This window comes from Peribacillus sp. NPDC096448, from assembly GCF_044762675.1.
Taxonomy (GTDB): Bacteria; Bacillota; Bacilli; order Bacillales; family DSM-1321; genus Peribacillus; species Peribacillus frigoritolerans_B.
Genome location: NZ_JBIWEU010000005.1, coordinates 105,155 through 122,545, shown reverse-complemented (window position 1 = coordinate 122,545; position 17,391 = coordinate 105,155). Strand labels below are relative to the sequence as shown.

Here is a 17,391-nt window from a genome sequence, read left to right as displayed (position 1 = left end):
TGTCCGCACAATATGGACAACGTTAAAATTATCTATTATTATGATTGTTATAACTCTTAGTATAAAGGGGTTTGTGGTGCTTCTTAATGTATTTTTGGAGAGGACACATGTATTTTTAGAAAAAAGGGAAAAAATACAATATTTCTGAAATAGGGGTAAAACATATAAAGATCCTGCATTTATTCCAACCATCAATGAGGGGGTATATTAAATGTCAAGTGAAATATTAAATGAATTCTTGAAAGAAAATTTGGAAGATTTAAAAGAAAAGGGACTTTACAACGTTATTGATCCAGTGGAAGGTCCTAATGGTCCGGTAATTACCATTGCAGGCAGGGAGCTAATTAATTTATCATCCAATAATTATTTAGGTTTAGCGACAGATAGACGATTAATAGAGGCTTGCATAGAAGCGACGAAAACATATGGTGTCGGTGCCGGTGCCGTTCGTACGATCAACGGAACGCTAGATATTCATGTCAAATTAGAAGAAAAGCTTGCTGAGTTTAAACATACGGAAGCAGCAATTGCTTATCAATCTGGATTTAACTGTAATATGGCAGCGATTTCAGGAGTGATGGATAAACACGATGCCATTCTTTCAGATGAACTTAATCATGCTTCAATCATTGATGGATGCCGATTGTCCAAGGCGAAAATTATTCCCTTTATCCATTCCGACATGGACGATTTACGGACAAAAGCTCGTCAAGCAAAGGAGTCCGGATTGTATAACAAAATCATGATTATTACCGACGGAGTGTTCTCGATGGATGGCGATATTGCCAAGCTTCCTGAAATCGTGAAGATTGCCGAAGAGTTCGATTTAATCACGTATGTTGATGATGCGCATGGTTCGGGTGTATTAGGTAACGGTGCAGGAACGGTAAAACATTTTGGGTTATCGGATAAAGTGGATTTCCAAATTGGGACATTATCCAAAGCCATTGGTGTTGTTGGAGGCTATGTAGCAGGAAAGAAAGATTTGATTGATTGGTTAAAAGTGAGAAGCCGCCCATTTTTATTTTCAACGGCTGCCACACCGGGAGCAGTTGCAGCTAGCATAGAAGCCATCGATATTTTGATGAATAGCTCAGAACTTCAAAATAAGCTTTGGGAAAACAGCGATTACTTGAAACAGGGCCTAAAAGAATTAGGGTTTGATATCGGTGAGAGCGAAACACCGATTACACCTTGCATTGTAGGTGATGAAACAAAAACGCAGCAATTCAGCAAGAGGCTGAATGAAGAAGGTGTGTATGCTAAATCCATCGTATTCCCTACCGTTCCAAAAGGAACAGGAAGAGTGAGGAATATGCCTACTGCTGCTCATACAAAAGAGATGCTGGATCGTGCAATTGCCATTTATGAAAAAGTAGGAAAAGAGATGTCGATCATATAAGTAGATTGCTTGTTTCAGAGTTTAAAACTTGGGGAGGGATTTTTGATGAAAAAGGTCTTGGTAACGGGGGCTTTAGGTCAAATTGGTTCAGAACTGACGCTGAAAATGAGAGAGGTTTATGGAGCTGACAATATCATTGCGACAGATATTCGAAAAACGGACAGCGATGTTGCTCAATCAGGTCCATTCGAAATTTTGGATGTTACGGATGAAAAAGCGATGTATAACATGGCAAAAAAACATGAAGTGGATACGATTATACATCTAGCCGCTTTATTGTCAGCAACAGCTGAAAAGAAGCCGCTTTTAGCTTGGCATTTAAACATGGGCGGATTGGTCAATGCTTTGGAATCGGCACGAGAACTCGATTGCCAATTATTCACTCCTAGTTCCATTGGTGCGTTTGGTCCAACCACTCCTAAAGATTGGACACCGCAAGACATCATTCAACGGCCGAATACGATGTACGGCGTGAATAAAGTATCCGGAGAGTTATTATGTGATTATTATCATCATAAATTTGGGGTTGATACGAGGGGGCTTCGATTCCCGGGACTGATTTCATATGTCACACCTCCTGGCGGTGGAACTACCGACTATGCAGTTGAAATTTACTATGAAGCGATTAAAAACAAGCGATATACTTCTTACATTGATAAGGGAACGTATATGGATATGATGTATATGCCGGATGCTTTAGCAGCCATCATTAAATTAATGGAGGCAGATGCTTCAAAATTGAAACATCGGAATTCTTTCAATGTTTCTGCCATGAGCTTTGATCCTGAGCAAATTGCAGCCGAAATTAAAAAGCATATTCCGGAATTTGTCATGAATTATGAAGTCGATCCTGTAAGACAGTCCATTGCAGACAGTTGGCCAAATACAATTGATTCAACTTGTGCAAAGGAAGAGTGGGGATTCAAGGCGGAATATGATTTGGAGAAAATGACCAATGATATGTTGTTGAAGCTGAGATTAAAGTCCCTTTTAGTAACAGCATAATAAACCTGCCAGCCGAATAAAAGAGTTGCAAAACTCTTTTATTCGAGTTATTTTATACAGGGGAATTTTTACGTTTAAGGGGTGAGCTTTTATAAGCGATAAAAAGTAAGCGCTTTCTAAGAAACCTTGAACAGAATCAAGAAATAACATGAAATTTGATAGTAATCTTTCTGACTGTCAGGAATGCTTAAAAGTGAAGAATGATTTTAATGGGCGGCTTTAAAATAAAGTGCCTGCTATATCATTTCTATACTAAATAGGGAGTGTATTAAGTATCTCGCATTAAATTTCGACTATTAGTAGTGTAGGGGGAAATGGAATGGCAAACAAAGATTTGAATAGGGACCTGAAAGGTCGTCATATTCAGATGATCGCTTTGGGCGGAACGATTGGTGTCGGTTTATTTATGGGTTCAGCCAGCACGATTCAATGGACAGGTCCGTCTGTAATGTTAGCTTATGCGATCTCTGGTTTATTTATATTCTTGATCATGCGCGCAATGGGGGAAATGTTGTATTTAGAGCCAAGTACAGGTTCATTTGCAACATTTGGTTATAAATACATTCATCCATTGGCAGGATATATGACAGCTTGGAGTAACTGGTTCCAGTGGGTTATCGTCGGGATGGCAGAAATTATTGCAGTGGGGACGTACATGCAGTATTGGTACCCTGATCTCCCTGCTTGGATTCCAGGTTTAATTGCAATGGTGATTCTTGGAGCAGCGAACTTAATTTCCGTTAAATCATTTGGGGAAATTGAATTTTGGTTTGCACTGATTAAAATCGTAACGATTATTTTAATGATCGTTGCAGGTTTTGGACTAATTTTCTTTGGAATCGGTAACGGAGGGGAAGCCTTAGGGTTATCGAATCTTTGGGAACATGGCGGTTTATTTACAGGTGGCTGGAAGGGCTTCTTCTTTGCTCTCTCACTGGTGGTTGCCGCTTATCAAGGTGTAGAATTAATTGGGATTACGGCTGGTGAAGCAAAAGATCCGCAAGAAACGATAACCAAAGCGATTCAAAGTACCATTTGGCGTATTTTAATCTTCTATATCGGTGCGATCTTCATTATTGTAACCGTTTACCCTTGGGATCAATTAAGTTCGATCGGCAGTCCATTTGTTGCGACCTTTGCGAAGGTTGGTATCACGGCAGCAGCTGGAATCATTAATTTTGTCGTAATCACGGCTGCAATGTCTGGCTGCAATAGTGGAATTTACAGTGCAGGACGAATGCTTTACACATTAGGGATGAATGGACAAGCGCCAAAATTCTTTGCAAAAGTATCTAATAGCGGTGTCCCTTTATTCGGTACGTTTGGAGTGATAGTCGGTTTAGCAATTGGGGTTGTTTTAAGTTATATTGCACCAGAAAATTTATTTGTGCATGTATACAGTGCGAGTGTACTTCCTGGAATGATTCCATGGTTTGTCATTCTGATCAGTCAAATTAAATTCAGGAAAGTCAAAAAAGCAGAAATGCATAATCATCCATTCAAGATGCCGTTTGCACCTGTTACAAACTACCTGACCATCGCTTTCTTGCTCATGGTATTAATCGGTATGTGGTTTAATGATGACACACGTATATCTCTTATGGTTGGAATAGGTTTTCTGGCTATCGTTGCAATTAGTTATTTCGCTTTTGGAATAGACAAGCGTGTACAAGCCAATGCTCAGACAGAGGCTCAGAAGGAAGATAAAGTGGGTTAATCCATCATTCACTATGGGTTATGCAAAGGGTTGCTGCGGCAGCCCTTTTCCAATGAAATTAAAAGGGCAGATTAGTTTTAATAAGAGATGATAAAATGGATTAAATTGATTGCTTGCTTCATTGTGAAGGGTGAACTAACGATGTTCGGACTTAAAAATGACAATCCTAAAATGTATACGAATCCATCCAATATCATCAAGGACCACAGAAATGCACTTAAAGAACTGATTGGTAAAATCTCCTAGAAATATGGGGGGCCTGGGAACAAAATGAAGAAGAATGGTTTAATGATTGTCCCGGCGTTATCCATTTTGGAAATCGCCAATTAGAATTATTTGCAAACAAAGCTGATGATTACGCTGTTACCTTTGACAAAATCCTTGTTACCCAAGACCTTTGTTGGTATGGGACGGATTTAAGACTTAAATGGGAAAAGAACAAGTTACTGAATTCAGCTACTTGTAAACAGCTGGTTGGGATTGAGATTGTTGAAAGATGTGAAACAAACGCACCGGATTATTTTTATTTATATGTCCTTGGGCTTCACTTGAACGATGGCTATCTCACCATATGTAATGGATCTGATGAAAATTCAATAATCATTAAAAGGGAGAAGATCCAATTTACAGGCACACGCTTATCTGACAAATATCAATTTTTTATGATCTATGATGAATGGAAAACGATCTGGGCAGTCTAGTTAATGACATCAGGATACGTTTCCGCCAAAGTTAATATAGAATGCTAAATATCATAGAAAAGGAGAAGTTGACAATGACAACTTCAAAGAAGAATTTGAGGACTTGCGAAAAGGGACACAAATACTACAAATCCAGCGACTGTCCGACCTGTCCTGTATGTGAGCAGGAACGAAAACCTGATACAGGATTTCTTTCAGTGCTCTCGGCACCTGCCAGACGTGCATTGGAAAACAATGGGGTAACCTCTTTACAACAGCTATCAACATATAGTGAAAAAGAGATTTTGAAATTTCACGGTATGGGACCAGCTTCTTTACCTAAACTTAGGGAAGCTTTGGAGACTGGTGGGTTATCATTCAAAGATTAATCACTTTACGTGAATAAGGGATCAGGAACATCTTTTTTATGGACATCATCCTTGTTAAACTGATAGTAACTCTAAAAAGTGAGGTAACGAAAAATCATGAGTTCCTATACTCCCTATTTTGAATTCAATCGAAAAAAGTGGGCATCTTTGCGAAACCATACCCCACTTCCTTTAACTGAAGAAGAATTGGATAACTTAAAAGGAATAAATGAAGAAATATCCATTCAGGAAGTAGAAGAGGTTTATTTGCCCTTGACTCGTTTGATCAATTTACATGTTGAAGCATCTCAGCAGCTTAACACAACCGCTTCTTCATTTCTAAAAACTGATGCTAAAAAAGTACCTTATATCATTGGGATTGCAGGGAGTGTTGCTGTAGGAAAGAGTACGACTGCAAGGTTACTTCAGACTTTATTATCCAGATGGGATAATCACAGAAACGTAGGTCTTGTCACTACCGACGGTTTTTTGTATCCAAATCATCTTTTAGAAGAAAAAGGACTGATGAAAAGAAAAGGGTTTCCTGAAAGTTATGATACTCAAAAATTAATCAACCTTATCGGAGATGTAAAAGCGGGAAAAAATAAAGTGGAAGTTCCAATCTACTCACATTTGAAGTATGACATTTTGCCAAATGAAGTGCAGACTATCTGTAATCCGGATATTTTAATAGTGGAAGGAGTTAATGTACTTCAAGTTGACAAGGAAAATCAAGTATTCGTCAGTGACTTTTTTGATTTCTCAATCTATGTAGATGCAGACATAAATGACATAGAACGATGGTATGTTGAAAGGTTCCTTTTACTTCAGAAAACCGCATTTCAAAGTCCCGAATCCTATTTTCATCGTTATATTGATTTGTCTAAAGAACAGTCCATTAAACAAGCGACTCAAATTTGGGAAGAAATTAATTTGAAAAATTTACATGAAAATATATTGCCGACAAAAGGAAGGGCGAAACTCGTCTTGAAAAAAGGATCAGAACACAAAGTTGAAAATATCTTTTTGCGAAAATAATAAATTAGAAATAATGTTTTTTTGTAATAGCAATAAAGCAAGGAATTTCATTTATAAGGAACTATGCGATAAGTCTTAAAATTAGGAATATTTTCAATGATAATACCTTATATTGGTTTAATTTTCATTAATTATTGGTATTGTTATAATATCTAATAATTGGGTGGAATTTATGATTCAAGTTAAAAAGATAGGAGTTTGGGAATTTCAGGAGGTCCCTTATTTTTTAGGGAAATGGTTACAAAAACTTCTAATTTCACTTCTGTTTTTGTCAATAAATGTGTATTTTCATGACTTTTTCGAATCTGTCAATATTATTTCACTAACAGTTTCTTCCTTCAATAATGGGAAGTTACTGAAGAAATCTTTTAATGTGACTATCGGGGCGGATAAGTTTAAGCCAATTTCTTCGTAAAATCAACATTTTAACAAAAAAAGTAATAGTAGAATATTTTAATCTATGAAATAATAATAATAGATTATGATATAGTTATAAGGAGACAGAAAAGGTGTGTTCCTAGTTCGTGCCGGGCTTTTTTGTGACACCTAAGCAGGAGCGCCTACATCTTTTTTGCAAATATAGGGGATAAGGAAGGTTATAATGAGCAACATACAGAAACAAACAGACGTTATCTTAATTGGCGGCGGAGTCATGAGCGCGACTTTGGGATCATTACTGAAAGAGTTAGCACCGGAATGGGAAATCAAAGTATTTGAGAAGCTTGCAAACGCAGGAGAAGAAAGCTCTAACGAATGGAATAATGCGGGTACGGGACATTCTGCGCTTTGCGAGCTTAACTATACATCCGAAAAAGCTGACGGATCTATAGATATTAGCAAAGCAATTAAAATAAATGAACAGTTCCAAGTTTCATTGCAGTTTTGGTCGTATCTTGTAAACTGTAAGCTGATTGATAATCCGCAAGACTTTATCATGCCATTGCCTCATATGAGTATGGTACAAGGGGATAAAAATGTAGCGTTCTTAAAGAAACGTTTTGAAGCGCTGTCAAAAAATCCTCTGTTCCAAGGTATGGAGTATTCCGATGACCCAGCAAAACTGATGGAATGGATTCCACTTATTATGCAAGACCGTCCATCGAATGATTCTATAGCGGCAACAAAAATTGATTACGGTACAGACGTTAACTTCGGTGCTCTAACACGTATGTTGTTTGACCACTTAAAGACTCAAAACGTCGATATCAAATATAAACATAGTGTTGATAATGTTAAACGTGCCAGTGATGGCTCATGGGAATTAAAAGTGCGTAATGTGGATACCGGTAGCGTAGAACGCCATAATGCTAAATTCGTCTTTATCGGAGGCGGGGGCGGAAGCTTGCATTTACTGCAAAAATCCGGCATTCCTGAAGGGAAGCATATCGGAGGATTCCCGGTAAGCGGATACTTCATGGTATGTAATAATCCTGAAGTTGTTGCGCAGCATCATGGGAAAGTATACGGAAAAGCTAAAGTTGGTGCTCCACCAATGTCTGTTCCGCATCTTGATACACGTTTTATCGACAATAAAAAATCGTTGCTATTTGGACCATTTGCGGGCTTCTCACCGAAGTTCTTAAAAACAGGTTCAATGTTCGATTTAATAACTTCAGTAAAACCGAATAATGTTTTAACTATGTTGGCGGCAGGCGCAAAAGAGATGCCATTGACAAAATACCTGATCCAGCAAGTTATGTTATCGAAAGAACAGCGCATGGAAGAGTTACGGGAGTTCATCCCGAACGCTAAGAGCGAGGATTGGGATTTAGTAGTAGCTGGCCAACGTGTACAAGTTATCAAAGATACTGCTGAAGGCGGGAAAGGTACACTTCAATTTGGTACGGAAGTTGTCAGTGCATCCGATGGCTCTATTGCAGCTTTGCTAGGTGCTTCTCCAGGGGCTTCTACTGCTGTTCACGTTATGCTTGAGGTAATTAATAAATGCTTCCCGCAACGCATGAAAGAGTGGGAACCGAAAATTAAAGAAATGATTCCTTCTTATGGAGAGTCACTAATGGAAAATCCAGAGCTTCTGCACGAAATTCAAACTTCAACATCAGAGACGCTTGGTCTGAGCAAAAAAAAAGAGCTAGTTTATAGTTAATTTTTGGATATTGAAGCAACATTGAAATTAAAAACAACAGAACCTTTAATCTATCTTTGATTGAAGGTTCTTTTTTTGTTTTGGGATGCTTTAATTGCATCCCTCAGTTTGTAGACAAAAGGGTTCTATCTAAAAGTTAAAACTTGGTTGATTGGAGCGGGTGTTCTCGAGACTCCTGCGGGGAAAGCGGGTCTAGGGAGAGCCCGCAGGCGCAAGCCGAGGAGGCTCCAAACCGCCCGCGGAAAGCGAGTGCCCTACGTTCCAATCAACGTCCAAATTGTACAAGAGCTTCTAATGTATTTTTGAATTTATTTTGGAAATGGTCTCTTTATCGCAAATAATGAAAAGCTGTGCATCATCAGGAATTCGTGCATCTAATTTTTGGTTTATGTTAAGATCACCACGATCTGCCACCAGTGTGGCTCCTTTATCGAGAAGATCTATGAATGCATCACGATAAGTTCGCCATTCATCTTGTTTAGGAATTTCATACATCGTCTCTTCATACTTTGTGCTCATAAGTTCAGAATACATGTGGGTGACTCCATGAGAAAATAATGATCGTACTGCTGCGTGGGAGATCATTTCTTGTGTAGGAATAAACTCATCCACCTTTACACGCTCGAATAAACGAATATGCTTTTGATTGATCACTTCAGCGGTGACATGAATGGACGTATTCGTTTTTTCTTCAATGGACGTTATGGCAGTGGCAACTAATAATGTCTTTCCATCGACAAGTAACGGATCTTTTGTAGCATAATTATCTTGTGTTATTTGGTCAGCAAAAATGATAACGCCTTTTGCTTTAGGAAGGTTTGCACGGAGTAATGTTTCTTCATCGGTGGCATCCCCGCGAACATAAAACAGACGCTCCTCCATCATGGGGGATTTTTCCAAGTTATCAATGATTACAATATCAATGGTTTCATCAGATTTAAAAATTTCTTGGAGTGCTGATTTTGACTTATCACTCCATCCAATCAGAATGATATGATTTCTACCTGTATATTTCATTTTTCCACCAACTTTACGTTTTTCGATAAGATATACAGATTTAATGATTTTTCCAATAAATAGACTAACAAGCCCAATACCCGTTATGTAAAGACCGATGGTAAATGCTTTTCCAAGATCGGTGACAGGTGCATAGTCACCAAAACCAACCGTAGCAAGCGTTGTAAGAACCCAGTAAACTGAAGTTAAATATGATTCGAACGTCTGTGGCTCTATAGAAAAAGCAACATATGCTGCAACTAATATGTACAAAATGGCAAATGGTATAAAGATTCTACCTCTTAATTTTATCAGGTAATATATTATTTTTTTTACCTTAATTCTCATCATACTCATCCTAGTTTTAAAGTCATCATCGATTGAATTTATATTTCCCCAATTTAACAGATAATTAAACGTAAGTGTAAGAACTATTTATCCCCAAGTTAGGAGCAAGAAGCATATAAAAGAAAGATTGGTTCTTTAATGATATGTGCGTTCCGCTCCTGTTCTTATGCAGAAAAAGGGCAGGAACACTCTGCCCAAGTTTTATAGACTACATATTCAAGCTTTTTGTACCAAAACTACAGATTCTCCTATTAAATTTTGCTCTAATATTAATATAGATTATAAAAAGAACAATAATAGATGAATTTTTGAAAATAAATTATAAAATAATCATCAAAAAATAAAAATATTTTTCGAATTTTCAGTATACAATGGATGTTAAATGATGAGGAGGTCAACCAAAATGAAAGCGGATACAATAGAAAAAGTAACGATATGGAAAAAAGAACAGGATTGCATATAAAAGTCTCGCAACAAGTGGCAGTGTTCGCATGTTAGTGAACAATTTGGCCGGGGTGTAGTTGTGCACCGATATACGGCGGGATTGGAAAGCGGCACATAACTGTGGTGTTTTGCTTCGAATGTTCAATCATTTAAAGAGCTGTAAGCAGGTGAAGCTTTACTTGATTGGATGTGGGTATGACGCCAGGGATTTACCCAATATGCAATTAAATTATAGGGGGAATGATTATGGGATCACCAAATGTTGCGACAAATACGAAACATGAGAAGCCGCAAATTCAATCAACCACCAATGTACTGAAGTTTATTATATATAGTTTAATAGGAAGTTTTATGTTTTTCATTCCTATTACCATAAATGGTGTTTCAAGCATACCAATTGATCATATGGTAACATGGATCAAAGTAAACTTACCGTCAGCTGTTCCTATTTATGCTCTAATCGTTATCCTATTAGGAGCTGTTTATCCATTTATTTCAAAAAACTGGAGGAAAGATAAGGTATCGATAGTTTTTTCTTTCTTAAAAGTAATAGGTGCTGTTGTTGCGATATTAATATATTTCAAGATTGGACCTGAATGGTTAATGGCCCCAAGTATGGGTCCTTTCCTTTTCGATAAACTTGTCATACCTGTTGGACTTGTTGTTCCTTTTGGTGCAATATTTTTGGCGCTGCTCATTGGATACGGACTTCTCGAATTTTTGGGTGTGTTGATGCAGCCAATCATGAGGCCGATATTTAAAACGCCAGGGCGTTCAGCGGTTGATATGGTTGCTGATTTAGCAGGTAGCTACTCTATTGGCATGCTTATTACGAATAGACTATATAAAGAAGGAAAATACACCCTTAAGGAAGCTGCTATTATTGCAACCGGCTTTTCAACCGTTTCAGCAACGTTCATGATCGTTGTTGCAAAAACTCTCGGGCTTATGGACATATGGTCGCTTTTCTTTTGGGTTTCTTTAGGGATAACGTATCTTGTCACTGCCATTACCGTACGTATTTGGCCATTAAATAAAATGAGCGACGAATATTATTCGGATAATGCCGATCCAGAAGAAGTTATCAAAGAAGGACTTTTCCGAAATGCCTGGAACAGTGCGATGGTGGGGGCAAACAATTCCGTAAGTCTTGGCAGAAATTTATGGGAAAACTTAAAGGACGGTTTTCTTATGACAATAAGCATTCTGCCGTCCATTTTATCCGTTGGTCTCATCAGCCTTGTATTAGCGGAGTATACTCCAGTATTTAATTTACTTGGCTATCTTTTTTACCCATTTACCTGGGCATTGCAAATACCTGAACCATTTTTGGCTGCAAAAGCTTCAGCTATAGGAATTGCAGAAATGTTCCTGCCGGCGCTTCTCGTGGTTGAAGCACCTCTGGTAACTAAGTTCATCATTGCCGTGGTATCTGTATCATCCATATTATTCTTTTCAGCGACGATACCTTGTATCCTATCAACCGAAATCCCGATCAGTATTACGAAGTTGGTTGTAATTTGGTTTGAACGGACGCTCATCACGTTAATTATAACTGCACCTATCGCAATATTGCTGCTTTAGTACAAATCAACGAATCTTAATTCGATCATAAATCGAAAAGGTGCGTTCGTATCATAAGGTCGACCAGTAAATTACTGGTTGACCTTTTTTTGATAGAATCTTAAATCAGTAGACATGGTAGGACGCACGGTTGCACGGGACATTTAAAGTAAGGGTAGTGGAGGCGGAAAATACAATTCCTATATTCTAGTTTATGAGCCTCCAAAAGTTAATTGATTTAGTTTTTTGGGGGGATCCCTAATAGGGATGACTAAGGAACCCTGGTGAAAAACTGCCCTCTAATGGTGTTGTTTACAGGTACTGGTGACATGATCATCTATTTTTATAAAGAAGGAACAAATATGCGATTCCCATACCCTTTTGATAGTTACCATCACTGTAACAATATTAGGAAAAACATCCAGAAAAATTATTTAAAGAAAATAATATATATTCTAAAAATTCATATTATAATACTTTATACTTATGCTATATTATAGGGAGAATTATTTATTATCACGTATAATCTAAGAATTGGAGTGATTTGAATGAAGAAACTTGGTTTACTGAGTATGTTTTTGATTCTAGCTATCTTTATCTCAGCTTGTGGAACCAATGAAGAAAAAAATGCAGGTGAGGAAAAGGAACCTGAAAAGGTATATAAGGTTGGTGTGGATACGACTTATCCTCCTTTTGAATTTAAAGAGGGGAACGACTATAAAGGTATTGATATAGAATTGATCAATGCAATCGCGAAAGACCAGGATTTTAAAATCAAATTGTCTCCAATGGATTTCGGCGGAATCATTCCGGCTATGCAAGCCAATCAGCTTGATGTGGCCATTGCGGGAATGAGTATTACAGAGGAAAGAAAAAAGGTGGTAGATTTCTCAACACCGTATTTTGATGCAGGATTAACAATAGTTGTTAAAAAAGATAATACAAGCACTAAAACCGTTAAAGATCTTAAAGGAAAAACCATTGCAGTCAAAAAAGGGACAACTGGTGCTAAATATGCACAGGATAATGCTACTGAACTAGGAATAAAAGTCGTTCAATTCAATGATAGTCCAGCGATGTTCCAGGAAGTGGCCAACGGCAACGCCGATGCCCTTATAGAAGATTACCCGGTTATCTCCTATGCGATCGCCCAAAAGGATCTTGGGTTGAAAATCGTAGGTGACCGTTTGAATGGTGACCAATATGGCATTGCTGTATTGAAAGGGCAAAACGAGGATTTATTGAAGAAAATAAATGATGGTCTTGCCAATCTTAAAAAAGACGGCACATATGATGAAATTATAAAAACATATCTTGGTGAATAAACAATAGATTAAAGCTCAATAGGCGCGCTTATGGCGCGCTTTCTTTTTCAAAGGGGTGAAAGAAATGGATATAATTGTTGCGGCATTGCCACTTTTATTAAAAGGACTTCAGGTGACACTTTATATCTTTGTGATTGCCATTATCCTAGGTTTTTTGATTGGTTTAGTGGTCGCTTTGCTGCGGCTTGCCCCCATCAAAATCTTGAACTGGATTGCAAAGGTTTATGTGGATGCGATACGAGGGACGCCGTTCATCGTTCAGTTATTCTTTATCTATTTTGGTGTGAATTCTCTGAATTTGATTTCTTTGGACAGTACAACAGCTGGAATCATCACCGTTGCAATTAATGCAGGGGCATATTTTGCTGAAATAATAAGGGCAGGGATACAATCCATCGATAAAGGGCAAACGGAGGCGGCAAGATCCATCGGGTTCACTGGAGCTCAAACAATGAGATATGTCGTGCTTCCGCAAGCCTTTAGAAGGATGCTCCCTACCATTACGAATCAATCGATCATCAGCTTGAAGGACACTTCGCTATTATCCGTCATTGGTATAGCGGATTTAACTCAGCAAGGTCAGATTCAGGCTTCGGCAACCTTTGAAGCATTCAAGATTTGGCTGGCCGTGGGTGTGATTTACTTTATCATCATCTATTTGTTAACCCTAATTGCTAATTTCATAGAAAGGAGGGTACAAGTTCGATGAGCATCATTACAGTAAAAAACCTGAGAAAATCATTCGGAACTGTCGAGGTTTTAAAAGATATTAATGCAGAAGTGCAGGAAAAGGAAGTAATTTGCGTAATAGGCCCTTCTGGATCTGGAAAGAGTACATTCCTGCGTTGCCTGAATCTCCTTGAGGAAGTTACGGGCGGTGAGGTGGTCATTAACGGACATGATATAACCGATCCTAAAAGGAAAATCAATATAAACAAAGTCCGGCAAGAAGTTGGGATGGTTTTTCAACATTTCAATCTATTTCCCCATAAAACCGTTTTGGAGAACATAACCTTGGGCCCCATTAAAATTCGGGCCACCGATAAAGCGGAAGCAGGAAGGTTAGCGATTGAGTTATTGGATAAGGTTGGTCTAAAGGAAAAGGCAAATAGCTATCCAGGGGAACTTTCCGGCGGACAAAAACAGCGGGTCGCCATCGCAAGGGCATTGGCGATGAATCCGAAAATCATGCTATTTGATGAACCGACTTCGGCCCTTGACCCTGAAATGGTAGGCGATGTTTTGGAGGTAATGAAACAACTTGCCAAGGAAGGCATGACCATGGTGGTCGTTACGCATGAGATGGGCTTTGCCCGGGAAGTAGGGGACCGGGTCATATTCATGGATGGAGGGTATATCGTGGAAGAAAATGAGCCGAATGAATTATTCGGTAACCCTCAGCACGAAAGAACGAAAGCATTCTTGAGCAAAGTGCTTTAACGGGATGGCTGTAAGAAACCATGGTACATCATGAATGAAGTTGTCCTTGAAGTATGGACAAAGGAATGGCGGAAAATGAGGGGAAACCCAAACGCATCAGCCTTTTCCTCATCTTTGTGCATAACTTTTTTGTTTTTTAGAGTAGAAATCAGTCAGGCATGTTTATTAATATCAACGGGCAGGCATCAAAAAAACCTATGCATTCGGTACATGCATAGGTTTTTTTCTTGTTTACTTGGCACCGTAACTAATTAAGTTCGTCATGATTCGATATCCGCCGGGAACCTGGCCTTGAATTTGCCTGTATAGGACAAGGTTTGTGTAGAGGTAGGTGCCATTACCGTATTTAGCCATGAGGATTCCGCCATCAAATGGTTCTTCATTTGGATCAGCCATGGAAATGAATGTTTCAAACCGTTCATCCCATTCCATTGGGAAGTACAATCCTCTTTCTTGGACCCAATTGCTCCAGTCATCACTTGTTATTTTATTTGGATAGTTAAAAAGCGCCGATTCGGGTTTCGAGACGTTTACCGTGGCTTTTTCATCGGTTACCCGCCAGCGAATCGAAGGATTCCCGAGGGTAAGGGGATATGGAGCTGTCTTCAGGGCATCCCATCCATCACCCGGTTTATGGTATTGAACGACGAGATGACCGCCGTTTTCCACATATTCAAGTAAGCGCGCGTTATTTGCCTTTAAATCTTCCCTTGATAGATAAGCACGGATGCCTGTAACGATCGTGTCATATTGACTTAAATCACCTTCAGCTAAATCAGCCGCAGTTAACTTCGTAATGTTCAGGCCTGCATTGCTCAAGTAATCTGCCACTTTATCGAATCCGCTTTCAATGTACCCCACTTTTAATGAAGCTGGCTTCAAAAGCTCAAATGCAACGGTGTTGATAACTGCTGGGTATTGGTAATAGAATGTTCCGATATGGTCATAGGAAATTTCCTGAATGGTCGAATCAAAGGTTTTCCCATTGACTGTAGCAGCTGCCTTAATCTGATATTCACCATTTTGAATTGCCTTCGGAGGTCTGAGGGTGAACTTCACTTGTTTTTCTTCTGATTTTTCATTAAATGATACAGTGGCATTTTTGGGATGAACTCCCCAATTTTCAGGGACTTTTAAAGCGACCTTTGCTGATGTTTTTCCTTCTGTATAGTTTTTCAAGGTCACCGTCACTGGGACTTCTTCTTTTACATCTGCTGTATTTACGACGATATCTTCAGGAGACAGGGTAAGGCCAACGTCGGGGAGGACAGCGATCGTTCCGTCCAATTCTTCCTTGATGGAAGTTTTTGTGCTGCCGTATTTATAAGAAATGCTCGTTGTAATGGTTGGTTCATCATAGGCATGGTAATAAGCTGCATCTTCAGGGACTTCAACCAGGTAGGTCATCGTCGCTGATTTATTTGGAGCCAGATTGACATCTTTAGCTTTTGTTTTAATCTTCCATCCTTTAGGCACATTCAATGCAGCAGCGACTTTTTTCAAGGTTTGTTTCCCGTTATTCTTCACGGTTACGGTAACATTCGTTCTTTGGCCTTTCGTAAGGATCTTTGAAGCCGCGTTAGCTTGAACTTCGAGTCCTGAAGAGACATAACTGACGTTTTGCAATTGCTCTTCTTTTAATGAGAGTTTATGGAGCAAGTCGTTCTTAATGGCAGGGCTTAGCTTTGCCTTTTTGACTTGCGCAGTAATTGAACGAACTTTGGAGAGAGCATTTTGGGATGTTGAAAAAACACGTTTTTCATTTGGATAAGCCGCAATAACGGCGTCCAAATTCCGTTGCAGGTATTTAAGTTCACCTTTCAATTTTGAAGCTGAGCGAGGGAGTTTTTCAGCCCATTCAGTAAAATTGTATGGTACACCTTCAAAAAGGTCCGACTCGCTTTTTGTATTAACGGCGCTTTGCTTCAAATCCAGATGGATTTGGCGAGGTGCTGCAGGGATATCAGAACCCATGCCTTGGCTTTTATGCAGATAGCGTGATTGTTCTCCAAGCTGCGGGTAAGTCATATTGTATATTGGGTCAAATTTACCTATTTCAATCGAAGTTGTTGCTTGATCTGCCGAGGAAACGGGCAAATATAACTTTTTCACTTGCCATACCGATAGACCTTGTTTCAAGTGTTGTGGAAACACAGTTGGGTCGGCGGCATCCTTAAAGGCACGTTCACTTAAGATTGTCATTGTTCGATGATGTCCATGCTGGGTATCATCATTTTGAAAGGATGGCATCAATATATCCGGCTGATACGTCCGAATAAAGCGGATTAGCCTTTCATAGGTGAGTTCCTCGCCCCATCTTTCCAATGTTTCCTCTGGTGTTTTAGAGAAGCCGAAATCATAAATGGGATCTGAGGTAGTTTCACTTAGATGATAGGCCTTAACCCCGGTGATTTTTGCAGCTTCTATCATTTCCCTCGAACGGATGATTCCAAGAGCATTGTCCAGTTCATCCCCAATTTCATTTTGTCCTCCTTCACCACGGTTTGCAATCAGGCTGGATGTCTTAACCCCTAACCCTCTCGATAGATAAGCGAGAAAGTCACTGCGTTCATCATCCGGATGGGCACCGCTGTTCAAGAATGTCACGGTCGTCTCGAGCGGCTTGACCGCACTCCATAACTCAACGTTGGCTTTCTCAGGATTTGCAGCGTTACCCCCAAGCGGCAATGATGCAAGGACCAACCAAAGGGAAAGCAACGATAACAAAGCTTTTTTCATCTTCTTGTAACCCCCTTCAACTTTTATAAAACACCTAAAAAAAATGTAGGTTAGTAATGTTTTCTAACTAACCAGACGAAAAAAAACATATCTAATAAATAGCACTAATGGTTATAAATGTAAATAATACGAAGTAATTATTTAAAGTTGAACATTTTAAATGTTCAGAAAAATAGCTTGTCCGTTGAATATTTTTAAGTTATATTTTTACTTAATTAG

12 protein-coding genes are annotated in these 17,391 nt (G+C 38.9%); 10 read left to right on the top strand and 2 right to left on the bottom strand.

The window, feature by feature from the left end:
- Positions 1 to 211 precede the first annotated feature (211 nt).
- From ACIQ0C_RS10790 to ACIQ0C_RS10765, 6 genes are all read left to right on the top strand, one after another.
- Positions 212 to 1,402 carry a glycine C-acetyltransferase gene (locus tag ACIQ0C_RS10790; RefSeq protein ID WP_402838802.1) on the top strand — a complete coding sequence of 397 codons (1,191 nt, stop codon included), beginning with the start codon at positions 212 to 214 and terminating at the stop codon, positions 1,400 to 1,402.
- A gap of 45 nt (positions 1,403 to 1,447) precedes the next feature.
- Entirely contained in the window at positions 1,448 to 2,407 is a 960-nt protein-coding gene (locus ACIQ0C_RS10785; protein ID WP_403059665.1) for an L-threonine 3-dehydrogenase, read from the top strand.
- Positions 2,408 to 2,726: 319 nt separating this feature from the next.
- Positions 2,727 to 4,124: an amino acid permease gene (locus ACIQ0C_RS10780; RefSeq protein WP_402838806.1), complete on the top strand. Its 1,398-nt coding sequence runs from the start codon at positions 2,727 to 2,729 to the stop codon at positions 4,122 to 4,124.
- Positions 4,125 to 4,899: 775 nt separating this feature from the next.
- Positions 4,900 to 5,193, top strand: a complete 294-nt coding sequence (locus ACIQ0C_RS10775) for an RNA polymerase alpha subunit C-terminal domain-containing protein (RefSeq protein WP_402838808.1) — start codon at positions 4,900 to 4,902, stop codon at positions 5,191 to 5,193.
- Between the two features lie 96 nt (positions 5,194 to 5,289).
- Positions 5,290 to 6,210, top strand: coding sequence for a type I pantothenate kinase (gene coaA, locus ACIQ0C_RS10770; protein ID WP_403059662.1), 921 nt, complete (start codon positions 5,290 to 5,292; stop codon positions 6,208 to 6,210).
- 601 nt (positions 6,211 to 6,811) lie between these two features.
- A complete protein-coding gene (locus ACIQ0C_RS10765; RefSeq protein ID WP_403059659.1) occupies positions 6,812 to 8,317 on the top strand; it encodes a malate:quinone oxidoreductase in 1,506 nt (501 codons plus the stop codon).
- 291 nt (positions 8,318 to 8,608) lie between these two features.
- On the opposite strand, the gene ACIQ0C_RS10760 is transcribed toward ACIQ0C_RS10765, so the two are convergent.
- Positions 8,609 to 9,664, bottom strand: coding sequence for a potassium channel family protein (locus tag ACIQ0C_RS10760; RefSeq protein ID WP_403059656.1), 1,056 nt, complete (start codon positions 9,662 to 9,664; stop codon positions 8,609 to 8,611).
- 687 nt (positions 9,665 to 10,351) lie between these two features.
- Between ACIQ0C_RS10760 and ACIQ0C_RS10755 the strand changes: the two genes are divergently transcribed.
- The 4 genes from ACIQ0C_RS10755 to ACIQ0C_RS10740 all read left to right on the top strand — a co-directional run bounded on the left by ACIQ0C_RS10755 (position 10,352) and on the right by ACIQ0C_RS10740 (position 14,433).
- Positions 10,352 to 11,689, top strand: a complete 1,338-nt coding sequence (locus tag ACIQ0C_RS10755) for a YjiH family protein (protein ID WP_403059653.1) — start codon at positions 10,352 to 10,354, stop codon at positions 11,687 to 11,689.
- A 527-nt stretch (positions 11,690 to 12,216) separates the two neighbouring features.
- Positions 12,217 to 12,993: a transporter substrate-binding domain-containing protein gene (locus ACIQ0C_RS10750; protein WP_402838818.1), complete on the top strand. Its 777-nt coding sequence runs from the start codon at positions 12,217 to 12,219 to the stop codon at positions 12,991 to 12,993.
- A 64-nt stretch (positions 12,994 to 13,057) separates the two neighbouring features.
- Complete coding sequence (locus ACIQ0C_RS10745; RefSeq protein WP_403059650.1) at positions 13,058 to 13,702, top strand: amino acid ABC transporter permease; 645 nt, start codon at positions 13,058 to 13,060, stop codon at positions 13,700 to 13,702.
- Positions 13,699 to 14,433: an amino acid ABC transporter ATP-binding protein gene (locus ACIQ0C_RS10740; protein ID WP_403059647.1), complete on the top strand. Its 735-nt coding sequence runs from the start codon at positions 13,699 to 13,701 to the stop codon at positions 14,431 to 14,433. Before ACIQ0C_RS10745 ends, ACIQ0C_RS10740 begins: the two co-directional genes overlap by 4 nt.
- 231 nt (positions 14,434 to 14,664) lie before the next feature.
- On the opposite strand, the gene ACIQ0C_RS10735 is transcribed toward ACIQ0C_RS10740, so the two are convergent.
- Positions 14,665 to 17,172, bottom strand: a complete 2,508-nt coding sequence (locus ACIQ0C_RS10735) for an NEW3 domain-containing protein (protein WP_403059644.1) — start codon at positions 17,170 to 17,172, stop codon at positions 14,665 to 14,667.
- Positions 17,173 to 17,391: the final 219 nt, after the last annotated feature.

What these genes read in the sequence shown, in the direction of transcription:
- ACIQ0C_RS10790 (WP_402838802.1), top strand. Translation starts at nt 212, where the DNA reads ATGTCAAGTGAAATATTAAATGAATTCTTGAAAGAAAATTTGGAAGAT.
- ACIQ0C_RS10785 (WP_403059665.1), top strand. Translation starts at nt 1,448, where the DNA reads ATGAAAAAGGTCTTGGTAACGGGGGCTTTAGGTCAAATTGGTTCAGAA.
- ACIQ0C_RS10780 (WP_402838806.1), top strand. Translation starts at nt 2,727, where the DNA reads ATGGCAAACAAAGATTTGAATAGGGACCTGAAAGGTCGTCATATTCAG.
- ACIQ0C_RS10775 (WP_402838808.1), top strand. Translation starts at nt 4,900, where the DNA reads ATGACAACTTCAAAGAAGAATTTGAGGACTTGCGAAAAGGGACACAAA.
- coaA (WP_403059662.1), top strand. Translation starts at nt 5,290, where the DNA reads ATGAGTTCCTATACTCCCTATTTTGAATTCAATCGAAAAAAGTGGGCA.
- ACIQ0C_RS10765 (WP_403059659.1), top strand. Translation starts at nt 6,812, where the DNA reads ATGAGCAACATACAGAAACAAACAGACGTTATCTTAATTGGCGGCGGA.
- ACIQ0C_RS10760 (WP_403059656.1), bottom strand. Translation starts at nt 9,664, where the DNA reads ATGATGAGAATTAAGGTAAAAAAAATAATATATTACCTGATAAAATTA.
- ACIQ0C_RS10755 (WP_403059653.1), top strand. Translation starts at nt 10,352, where the DNA reads ATGGGATCACCAAATGTTGCGACAAATACGAAACATGAGAAGCCGCAA.
- ACIQ0C_RS10750 (WP_402838818.1), top strand. Translation starts at nt 12,217, where the DNA reads ATGAAGAAACTTGGTTTACTGAGTATGTTTTTGATTCTAGCTATCTTT.
- ACIQ0C_RS10745 (WP_403059650.1), top strand. Translation starts at nt 13,058, where the DNA reads ATGGATATAATTGTTGCGGCATTGCCACTTTTATTAAAAGGACTTCAG.
- ACIQ0C_RS10740 (WP_403059647.1), top strand. Translation starts at nt 13,699, where the DNA reads ATGAGCATCATTACAGTAAAAAACCTGAGAAAATCATTCGGAACTGTC.
- ACIQ0C_RS10735 (WP_403059644.1), bottom strand. Translation starts at nt 17,172, where the DNA reads ATGAAAAAAGCTTTGTTATCGTTGCTTTCCCTTTGGTTGGTCCTTGCA.